Below are 10,650 nucleotides of genomic sequence, written 5' to 3'. Positions count from 1 at the left end.
CCGTGCACGCGGCGGGCGCGCGGTGGCCGGCGCCGAGCCGATGATCCGGTCGCAAGCTCCCTCACGATTCCTCCTCCGAGGTCAGTGCGTCCAGCAGCGCGTCGATCTCGTCGTCGGAGAGCGAGTCGAGCGAGTCCGGAAGCCGGTCCGGCGCCGGTCGTGCCGGGCCGGTGAGCGGTGACGCCGGGCGGGTGGCCCGGTCGAGCAGCGGTGCGAGTTCGGCGACGGTCGGGGCCGCGAACAGGTCGCGCAGCGTGACGTCCGCGCCGAACGCGGTGCGGATCCGGGCGATCAGCCGGGCGGCGTTGAGCGAGTGCCCGCCGAGCGCGAAGAAGTTGTCGTGCACACCGACCTCCGGCAGGTTCAGCACCTCACGCCAGAGCGCGGACAGCCGTTCCTCCACCGGTGTGCGGGCGAGAACGGCCGGCGCGCCGGTCGTCTCCCGCCAGGACGGCTCGGGCAGCGCCGCCCGGTCCGCCTTGCCGCTCGCGGTGCGCGGCAGCGCGTCCAGCACCACCAGCGCGGCCGGGATCATGTAGTCCGGCAGCCGCGCGGTGATACCGGCGCGCAGCTGCGGCCACAGCTCCGCCGCGGTCCACCCGCCGGTGGTGACGACGTAGGCGGCGAGCCGGCCACCGCCGCGCGCGGTCACCACCGCCTCGGTGACGGCCGGGTGCTCGCGCAGCAGCGTCTCGATCTCACCCGGCTCGATCCGGAAGCCGCGCACCTTCAGCTGGGCGTCGGCGCGGCCGAGGAAGTCGAGCGTGCCGTCGGACCGCCACCGCCCGAGGTCCCCGGTGGCGTAGAGACGGCCACCCGGACGGTACGGGTCCGGCCGGAACCGGGCCGCGGTCGCACCGGCCTGCCCGAGGTAGCCGCGCGCGACGCCCGGCCCGCCGATGTGCAGTTCGCCGACCACGCCCTCCGGCACCGGCTGCCCGGCCGGGTCGAGCAGGTGCACGGTCGTGTTCGGCGTCGGCCGCCCCAGGCTGACCGGCCCGTCCGGGCCGACCGGACCGGCGGTGGAGTAGACCGTGGTCTCCGACGGCCCGTAACCGTTGATCACCGTCCCGCCGTCCCGGAGCCGGTCGGCCAGGTCCCGGGAGAGCGCCTCGCCGCCGCTGATCCGCAACCGCACACCCGGCGGTACGCCACCGGCGGTCACCAGCATCCGCCAGGTCGCCGGCGTGCCCTGGGCGACCGTGACGCGCCGGTCGGCGAGCGCGGCCCGCAGCAGCGCCGCGTCCCGCGCGGTGTCCGCGTCGATCATCTCGATCCGCGCGCCGGCCAGCAGCGGCAGCACCAGCTCGACGACGGAGATGTCGAACGCGTGCGTGGTCACGGCCGCGACCCGGTCCGCCGCGGTCAGCCCGAGCACGGTACGGAACCCGGCGAGCAGGTCGGTGACGGCCGCGTGCGACACCGCGACGCCCTTCGGCCGGCCGGTCGACCCGGACGTGTAGAGCAGGTAGGCCAGCGCGTCCGGGTGCACCTCGACCCGCGGCGGCCCGGACGCGGGGAACCGGTCCGCATCGACGGTGTCCACCCGTACCACCCTCGTGTGTGGATCGTCGAACGGGCCGTCGGTGAGCACCACCGGCGGCCGGGCGTCGGCCAGCATGGTGGCGATCCGGGCCGGTGGCAGGCTCGGGTCGAGCGGCAGGTATCCGGCGCCGGCCCGCCACACCGCGAGGATCGCCGCGACCAGCCACGTACCGCGGCCCAGCGCCAGCCCGACCGGGGTGTCCGGCCCGGCGCCGTGCGCGCGCAGCAGGTGCGCGAGCCGGTTCGCCCGCGCGTCCAGCTCCCGGTAGCTGAGCTCGCCGTCCGGCCCGGACACCGCGATCGCGTCCCCGGTGAGCCGGGACAGGTCCGCGACCGCCGGCACCGCGTCGCCGGTGCCGTACGCCCGCAGCCGCGCCCGGTCCCCCTCGCCCAGCAACGGCACCGTGGCGACCGGCGTCTCCGGCCGGTCCAGGCCCGCGGCCAGCAGCGCCAGGTACTGCTCGGTCAGCGCGCGGATCCGGGCCTCGTCGAACAGCCCGGACCGGTAGGTGACACGCAGCCGCAGCCCGGCCGGCCGGTCCTCCACGGTGAGCGTGAGGTCGAACTTGACGGTGCCGTTCTCCCACAGCCGCGGCGTGACCCGCAGGCCGGCCGCGGTCCGGGACGGCGGCGCCTCCTCCAGCGCGAACATCACCTGCACCAGCGGCGGGTGGGCGAGGCTGCGCGGCACCGCGAGCCGCTCCACTACCTGCTCGAACGGGGCCTCCTGCCGGGTCTGCGCGGCCGCGACCGAGTCCCGCGCCGCGGCCAGCAGTTGCCCGAACGTCACGCCCGCCGGGAACACCGCGCGCAGCGCCAGCGTGTTGGCGAAGAAACCGACGACATCGCGGGTCCGCGGCCGGGTCCGCGCCGCGACCGGCAGCGCGACGAGCAGGTCGTCCTGGCCGGTGAGCCGGTGCAGCAGCGCCTGGAAGCCGGCCAGCAGCGGGGTGAGCACGGTGCCGGTCCCCTGCCGCAGCCGCGCGGTCAGCTCCGGCGGCACCTCGCGCGTCACCGTGCCACCGGCGTCGTCCTGCTCGGCCGGACGGGGCCGGTCGGCGGGCAGGTCCAGCAGCACCGGCGCACCGGTCAGCGCACGGTGCCAGTACGTGAGGTCGTCGTCGAACGCGCCGAGCCGGGCCTGCTCCCGCTGCCAGATCGCGAAGTCGCCGTACTGCATCGGCGCGTCCGGCAGCGCCTCACCCGCGTAGGCCGCGGTCAGCTCGCCGAAGAGCACGCCGAACGACCAGCCGTCCGCGACCGCGTGATGCACCACCCAGACCAGCGCGTGCGAGCCGTCCGGCCGGCGCAGCAACGTGAACCGGGTCAGCGGCCCGGCCGCCAGATCGAACGGGCGGCGGGCGGCCTCGTCGACGTGCCGCCGCCAGTCCTCGCCGGCGTCCACCGGGTGCAGGCGGACCGGGCCGGCCGGCTCGACCACCTGGGCCGGTTCGCCGTCCACGGCCGTGAAGTGCGTGCGCAGGCTCTCGTGCCGGGCGACCAGCCGGGTCAGCGCGGCCTCCAGCGCCGCCACGTCCAGCGGCCCGTCCAACGACACGAGCCAGGCGATGTTGTACGTGGCGGCGCCCGGACCGAGCTGGTCGAGCAGCCACAGCCGCCGCTGGGTGAGCGAGGCCGGCAGCAGGTAGGTGTCGCTCATGCCGGGCCGCCCGCGCCGCCGCGGCCACGCCGCGCCGATGGTCGGCTCGCGAACTCGTTCATGGGTGGTCCCTTCGGGTGTCGACGGCGACCAGGCGCAACTCGGCGGTGTGCCGGCGGCCGTCGGTGCCGGTCAGCCAGGTCTGGTCCGGGCCGGGCAGCATCTCGCTGAGCTTCAGGCGCGCGTCCGGCCCGGCGCGGCGGACCGCGCGGGCGAACACGTCCACCGACGCGAGGCTGGCCAGGTCCAGGTGGAACGGCTTCTTCTCGGCCGGCGACACGACGAACACGTGCCGGGGCAGCCGATGGGCGCGTTGCCACGCCCGGGCCCGCCGGAACCGGTCGGCCTCGTCCGCCACGTGCGCGAAGTCCAGGCCCGCGGCCGGGAACGTCCACGACTCCCGCGACCAGACCACCCGGTCGACCGTGACCCGGGGCCGGTGGTCCGCCGGCGGCAGCACGTCGAAGCGCTGCAGCAGTTGCAGCATCACCGGTTCGCCGATCACCTCGGCCAGCGGCATGCGGTGCCGCCCGTCCCGGCTCGCCACGGTGAGCACACCGCCGTCGTCGCGCAGCACGCAGTCCGCGACCGGCAGCGCGGTCGCCGGGTCCAGGCCGCCGCTGTCGTGCCCGAACACGATCCGCAGGTCGCGGCCGGTCACCAGACCGTCGGTGATCCGGGCCGGGGCGCCGCCCTCCTCCCCGGTCGCGGCCAGCACGATCCGGCGGCGCGGCAGGTCGGCGAGCATCGCGGCACGCAGCCGGTCCGGGTCCGGGTGCTGGGCGACGAACAGCGCGGAGCGCAGCGTGTTCACGCCCGGATGCACCTCGCCGACCACCCAGTGGAAGTCGCCGCGGCCGATCGCGTCCGGCCCGTCCGCGGCCAGCATCACGTCCGGGCTGTGCTGGTGCGCGCCGGACCAGCCGGGCCGGGGCGCCGCGAAACGCCGCCGGACCTCGTCGGCGAGCGCGGCCGAGTCCGCGGTGATCCGGCCCCGGTCCGCGGCCGGCAGGATCCTCGACCAGCGCTCCCGCAGGCCCCGCACGACCGGGCCGGTCAGCCGCTCCGGCGCGTCGAACAGCACGTCACCGGCCCAGAGCCAGAAATCCGCGAACGGTACGTCCGGCGAGCCGGACCGCGCGGCCAGCTCCCGGTAGCGGTCCGCGCAGGCCCGGTGGAACAGCGCCGCACCGGCGAACGTGAACCAGCGCGCGCTGGCCAGCAGCAGGCTCAGCGACGGCCAGAGCGTGCCGACCAGCTCCGTCGAGAGCGTCACGCCGGTACCGGAACGGCAGTCCTCGTAGACCACGGTCCGGCCGGCGTACGCCTTCCCGGCGCGGCGGGTGGCGGCCGTACCCGTGAGGTCGGTGAAGGTTCGCTCCAGGCCGGTGATGGCCGCGTCGAGCCGGTCCGGGTCACCGGCCGCCGCCGCGACCGCGTCCCGGGCCGCCTCCAGCCGGTCCAGCGCGGCGAGCGCCCGCGCGCGTGCGGCCGGGTCACCGACCGCGGCGAGCCGGGCCCGGAGCGCGCGCTCCGGGAACACGTCCTCCTTGGGCACCTCGAACGACCACGAGATCCGGCGTGCGTCGCGCAGCCCGGCCAGCCGCCGGAACACGTCGTCCGGGTCCGCGCCGAGCGCGGCGGCGATCTCGCCCGCGGTCCGGGTCCCGTCCGCGGCGCGCAGCAGCCGTGCCGTGTCCGGGTCGAGCGGCGCCGGCGGGGTCAGCGGCAGCAACAGGGCGTCGCCGTCGACCCGCAGGAACGGCATGCGGCGCGGGACCAGCCACGGCTGCAGCCGGTCGTCGCCGGCGAGCCGGTCGGCCAGCGCGGACACGGCCCAGTTCTCGAAGTACACGGTCCGGGCGGCCAGGCCGGCCGGGCGCAGCCCCAGCGCCGGGCCGGCATCGGTGACCTCCGCCCAGCCGACCGGCCCGAAGAACCCGATCGTGTCGTTCTTCCCGCAGTACCGCTGCAGGTACGTGGCGACCAGCGCCTGATGCTGCCGGTACTGCGAACCCGCACCACCCGGCCTCGCCACGTCCGCGACGCCGGTGTGCAGCGCGGCCCGGTTCTGCCAGGCGACGGCCTCCCGGAAGCGCGGGTCGGCGGCGGCCCGCCGCAGCCCGTCCGTGCGGTGCGCGGACGCCCGCTCGTACGCCACGGCGAACCGCTCCCGCGCCTCCTCGTGGGCGGCGTGCGCGGCCACCGCGGCCGTGTGCGCGGCCACGAGCGCGTCGTACTCCACTTCGGACACGCGGTGCGGCGCGGGCTCGCTCGCTTCCGGCGCCGCGGACTGCCGCGCCTCCGGCGCTGCGGGTTCCGGTGTTTCCGGCGCCACGGGCTCCCGCACTCCCGGCGCCACGGACTTCCGCGCTCCCGGCGCTGCGGGCTCCCGCGCTCCCGGCGCTACGGGCTCCCGCACTCCCGGCGCTGCGGGCTCCCGCGTTTCCGGCGCTGCGGGCTTCCGTGTCAGGGAGGCGGTGGCGTCGTGGGGAGTGGAGTGCGCGGCGGAGACCCTGGGTGGGAGCGGGGCGGGTGCGGTGTCCCGGCGGGCGTGGCGGGCGGCCCGGTTCCACGGCCCACGCTCGCCGGGCGGGGCGGCCGCCCGCGCGAGGTGCAGCAGGTGGCCGAGCGCGCGCCGGGCGTCGTCACACCGCTGCCCGGCGTCGTCCAGCGCGTCGGCGGCGTCGCCGAGCGCCGGGTCGCCGAGCGCGGTCAGCGTGTCGATGGGGAAGCCTGCGGCCCGCAGCCCGACCCACCGCCACAGCGCCCAGTCCCCACCCGGCCGCACGAGATGCGCGCCGACACCGCTCGCCGCACCCCGGATCGCCGCGCCTTCCGCGACACCGGGCGCCGCGGGCCCGGCATCGTCCCGATTCCCCGTCGCGGTATCCGGCGCGACCGGCCCGGCCTCGCCGGCCGGCACGGACCGGTCCCGCACCGGGGACCCCGGTGCGGCGGACGGGGCGGCGCCGGGCGGGGTGAGCCGATACGCCGAGCGGTCCCGGGCCACCGGGCCGTCCACATCGGACGGCGGCCGGGCCGCGATCGCGGCCGCGATGTCGCGCAGTGCCGGCGTGTCGAAGACGGTGCGGACCGGCAGGTCGACGTGGAACGCGTCCGCGACCGCGAACGTGAGCCGGGTGGCCAGCAGCGAATTGCCGCCCCGCGCGAAGAAGTCGTCGTCCCGGCCGGCCGCCGGCACGCCCAGCAGCTCGCACCAGATCGCCGCCAGCCGGGTCTCGACGTCACCGCGCGGCGCGGCACCGGACGCGGACGCGGGCGGGGCGGGCAGCGCCCGGCGGTCGAGCTTCCCGGCCGGGGTCAGCGGCAGCGCGGGCAGCGGCACCAGCGCGGCCGGCCGCAGGTAGGCGGGCAGGTGCCGGCTCAGGAAGCCGGCGAGGTCGTCCACCGGTACGCCGTCGCGGACGCAGTAGTAGCCGATCAGCCGCCGCCGTTCGCCGGTGCCGTCCGCGACCACGGCCGCGTCGGTCACCGCGGGATGGCGGCGCAGCACCGCCGCGGCCTCCCCCGGCTCGACCCGGAACCCGCGGATCTTCACCTGGTCGTCCGCGCGGCCGAGGAACTCCAGCGTGCCGTCCGCGCGGAGGCGGGCCCGGTCGCCGGTGCGGTACATCCGCGCGCCCGGCACGCCACGGAACGGATCCGGCAGGAACACCCGCGCGGTCGCGGCCGGCCGCCCGAGGTAGCCGCGGGCCAGGCCGGTCCCGCCCGTGTAGAGGTCGCCGGGCGTCCCGGCCGGGACCGGGCGCAGCGCCGCGTCGAGCAGGTACACGGCCGTACCGGGCACCGGGCGGCCGATCGGCACCGGCTCGGGCACCTCGTCCGCGCCGGTCAGCACGTGCACGGTGGTGAACGTGGTGTTCTCCGTCGGGCCGTACCCGTTGATCAGGGGTTGGCCGTTGCGGGCGCGCAGCGCGCGGCGGACCGCGGCCGGGTCGAGCACGTCACCGCCGGCGAGCAGTTGCCCGACGCCGGCCAGACCGTCCGGGGCCAGCTCGACGACCTGGTGGAACAGGCCGGCGGTCAGCCACAGCACGCTGATCCGCTCGCGGCGCACCACGTCCGCGACCTCGGCCGCGCCGAGCGGGCCGGGCGGCGCGGCCACGAGCGTGGCGCCGGACGCGAGGCTGCCCCAGATCTCCAGTGTGGCCGCGTCGAACGCGACCGGCGCCAGGTGCAGCACCCGTTCGCCGGGCCCGAGCCGCAGGTAGCCGGGTTCGTGGACGAGCCGGACCACGGCCGCGTGCGGCACGCCGACCGCCTTCGGCACGCCGGTGGAGCCGCTGGTGTGGCAGACGTAGGCGAGCCCGGCCGGGTGCGCGGCGCGGGTGCGCGGCGCCGCGTCCGGGATCGACTCCGCGGTGATCGTGATCGGGTCGCCCGCCTGGTCCAGGATCGCGGCGGTGCGGTCCGGCGGGTCGGCCGGGTCGAGCGGCAGATAGCCGGCGCCGGCGCGGAGCACGCCGAGCAGCGCGACGATCAGCGCGGCCGAGCGGGGCAGCGCGACCGCGACCGGCGTGTCCGGCCGGACGCCCGCGTCCAGGAGCCCGCCGGCCACCCGGTCCGCGCGTTCCAGCAGCTCCCGGTAGGTGAGCGTGGCGTCCGGCGCGACGACCGCGACCGCGTCCGGCCGTGCCTCGACCCGGGCCACGACCAGATCCACCACGGTACGGCCGGCGAGCGCGGCCGGCCGGTCCGGTCCGAACAGCACCGCGCGGCCGCGGCCCCCGGCATCGCCGGGCGGGTCAGCGGCGCGGGCCGTACCCGGTGCGTCGTGGTTGTCCGTGTCCGGCGACTCGCAGGCCGGCCGGGCCGGAGCCGGCGGATCGGCGAGGCGGCCGGCGCCGGGCAGGTCGCGGACGTACCCGTCGAGGTGGGCCGGCAGGGCGGTGAGGATCGCGCCGAACAGGTGGAGAAGCGCGTCGGCCGCGGCCGGGGCGAGCCGGTGCCGGTCGTGGTAGAGCAGCGCGTGCACGCCCGGTTCGCCGAAGACGCACAGTGTGACGGGCGGGCCCGGGTGCCGGTGGACGCGGGCCCGCCGCCCGCCCCAGCCGGGCACGGTGGCGGCCAGCGAGCTCTGCAGGTTCCGGTGGTCGTACATCAGCAGCGTGTCGAACAGCGGCCGGTCGGCCGGCACGCCGCTCCACCGCTGGATCCGGTCGAGCGGTGTGAGCCGATGGTCGTGCAGGCCGGTGACGCGCCGCCCGGTCTCGGCCAGCCAGTCGCGGACCGGCCGGCCGGCCGCGACCGGCACGCGCAGCGGCAGCGTGTTGATCAGCAGGCCGATCATCCGGTCCGCGCCGTCGACGGTGTCCCGCCGGCAGGAGCGCACGGAGCCGAAGACCACGTCGTCGCCGTCGGTGTGCTGCCGCAGCGTGGCCGCCCAGGCCGCGGTGACCAGCGTGTCCATCGGGACGCCGGTCGCCCGCAGCGCGTCGGTCTGCGCCGCGGTCAGCTCCAGCGCGGTCTCCCGGACCGAGCCGGGTGTCCGGTCCGGCGCGCCGTCCGCGGGCGCGAGCACCGGCAGCGGGGTCGGCAGCGTCGCGCCGGCCAGGTGCGCCCGCCAGAACGGGCGGTCGCCGTTCTCCGGCCGGGACGCCACCCACAGGGCGAAGTCGCGGTACGCCGGCCGGTCCGGCGCGGTGAACGCCCGGCCGGCCGCGAGCGCGTCGTGCTCGGTGAAGACCTCGGCCAGCAGGTGCCGGACGGACCGGCCGTCCAGGATGGCGTGGTGCAGCGTGATCGCGACGGTGTGCCGGCCGGGCCGGTGCGTGATCAGTGTGACGCGCACCAGCGGCGGGTGTGCGTGGTCGAAGCCGGTGCCCCGGTCCGCCGCCAGGAACGCGGCCAGGTCCCGGTCCGGCGTGCCGGTCCAGTCGTGCAGCTCGACCGGCACCTCGGCGGACGGCCGGACCGCCTGGGTGGGCGGGTCGCCGAGCGGCCAGTCGAAGCCGGTGCGCAACACCGGGTGCCGGGCGGCGGCGTGCCGCCAGGCCGTGCGCATCGCGGCGGGGTCGAGCAGAACCGGCCAGTCCACGACGACCTGCAGCAGGTCGACGCCGGAATGCCGCCGGTGCCGCCCGAACAGCATTCCGGGCTGCAGCGTGACCGCTTCGTATCGTTCGTGACTTGCATTCTCCGACGGCCGGGCATGCACCATTTGCTCCTTCATCCCGTCAGGGATTCCCGTCAATTGCCGTTCCGGCTACGCACACAGCGGAATGACCACCGTCGGCATTAACGGTGGTTTTGTGATCCGGAAAAGGATTGCACAGAAGCTACGTAAGCGCCTGCGCTGTGTCAACCGGCCGTCACCGAAAGTAGGATGCGGGCGATTTGTCGTCAAATCTGGTGGCCAAAGTGGACGGTGTCCGGAAAAGGGCTTTGACGTAGCAGCAGCGGTTAGTCCGGCCTTCGCCTCAATAGTGAGTGTTGAGGTTTTATTAGCAGCGCAGAAAAGTCACCCTCGACCCGGAACCCGGCGTGCGTATAACCTCATTCGCCATGGAGACGGACGCCATTGACAGCCGCATTTATGACGTAGTGATGAACGACGAGGAGCAATACTCGGTGTGGCCGCACGGGACACCCGTGCCGGCCGGCTGGCGCAGCACCGGCTTCAGCGGCGACGAGACGACCTGCCTGGCCCACATCGACGAGGTCTGGACCGACCTGCGCCCCCGAGGTCTGCGCGAGTGGCTGGCCACCCGATCCTGACCACCGGCGGCGGCACCGGAGGGCACCGGGGCGGCGGACGGCGCGATGTGCGCGGATGATCGTGGTGGAACCGTGCCGCCGACCCTCGGGAGCTGATCGTGGAACGACCGTCGTACGAGGCCGTGGCCGTGTGGCGGGCGGCCGGGGAGACGCATGACGCCGCGAGGGCGGTCACGGCGCTGCACCCGGACGTCACGCTGGTGTCGCCGATCACCGAGCAGTTCACGTTCCGCGGGCACGGACAGGTGCGGACGCTGCTCGAGGTGGCGCTGTCGGTGATCGAGGATCTCACCTACACCGATCAGGTGGCCGAGGGGCGGACCGTGGCGCTCTTCTACGAGGCGCGGATCGGTGCGACGCGGCTCCACGAGGCGCAGCGACTGCGACTGGACGCGGACGGGCTGATCACCGAGATCACGCTCTTCGTGCGGCCGCTGCCGGCGCTGACGCTGCTGATGAAGAAACTCGGGCCGGAGCTTGCCCGCCGCCAGGGACGCGCCGGCCTCGCCCGGCTTATACCGCTGCCCAGCGGCATCCTGCACGCCATGGCGGACACCGGCGAACGCAGCATCATGCCGAAGGCCGCGCCCCGCTGACCGTACCGCGCCGAAGTGGATCATTGACCGATGCGAAACTGACGCCGGCAGGCCCGGTTGACCTCGTTTTCGCATCGGTCAATGATCGCGGCACCGGAGGTGCGCGAC

At 76.0% G+C, this 10,650-nt stretch carries 4 protein-coding genes; 2 read left to right on the top strand and 2 right to left on the bottom strand.

The annotated features are described in order from the left end of the window. Nucleotides 1–61: 61 nt before the first annotated feature. A complete protein-coding gene (locus J2S44_RS37980; RefSeq protein WP_374727945.1) occupies nucleotides 62–3,205 on the bottom strand; it encodes a non-ribosomal peptide synthetase in 3,144 nt (1,047 codons plus the stop codon). 58 nt (nucleotides 3,206–3,263) lie between these two features. Continuing rightward, on the bottom strand, nucleotides 3,264–9,389 hold the full coding sequence (locus J2S44_RS37975; protein ID WP_310424599.1) for a non-ribosomal peptide synthetase: 6,126 nt from the start codon (nucleotides 9,387–9,389) through the stop codon (nucleotides 3,264–3,266). A 344-nt stretch (nucleotides 9,390–9,733) separates the two neighbouring features. Here J2S44_RS37975 and J2S44_RS37970 point away from each other — a divergent pair, with 344 nt between their 5' ends. Continuing rightward, nucleotides 9,734–9,946, top strand: a complete 213-nt coding sequence (locus tag J2S44_RS37970) for an MbtH family protein (protein WP_310424597.1) — start codon at nucleotides 9,734–9,736, stop codon at nucleotides 9,944–9,946. A gap of 98 nt (nucleotides 9,947–10,044) precedes the next feature. After that, entirely contained in the window at nucleotides 10,045–10,542 is a 498-nt protein-coding gene (locus J2S44_RS37965) for a nuclear transport factor 2 family protein (protein ID WP_310424595.1), read from the top strand. Nucleotides 10,543–10,650 lie beyond the last annotated feature (108 nt).

The sequence above is a fragment of the Catenuloplanes niger genome (assembly GCF_031458255.1).
Taxonomy (GTDB): domain Bacteria; phylum Actinomycetota; class Actinomycetes; order Mycobacteriales; family Micromonosporaceae; genus Catenuloplanes; species Catenuloplanes niger.
This window is presented reverse-complemented; position numbering and strand designations above follow the sequence as displayed.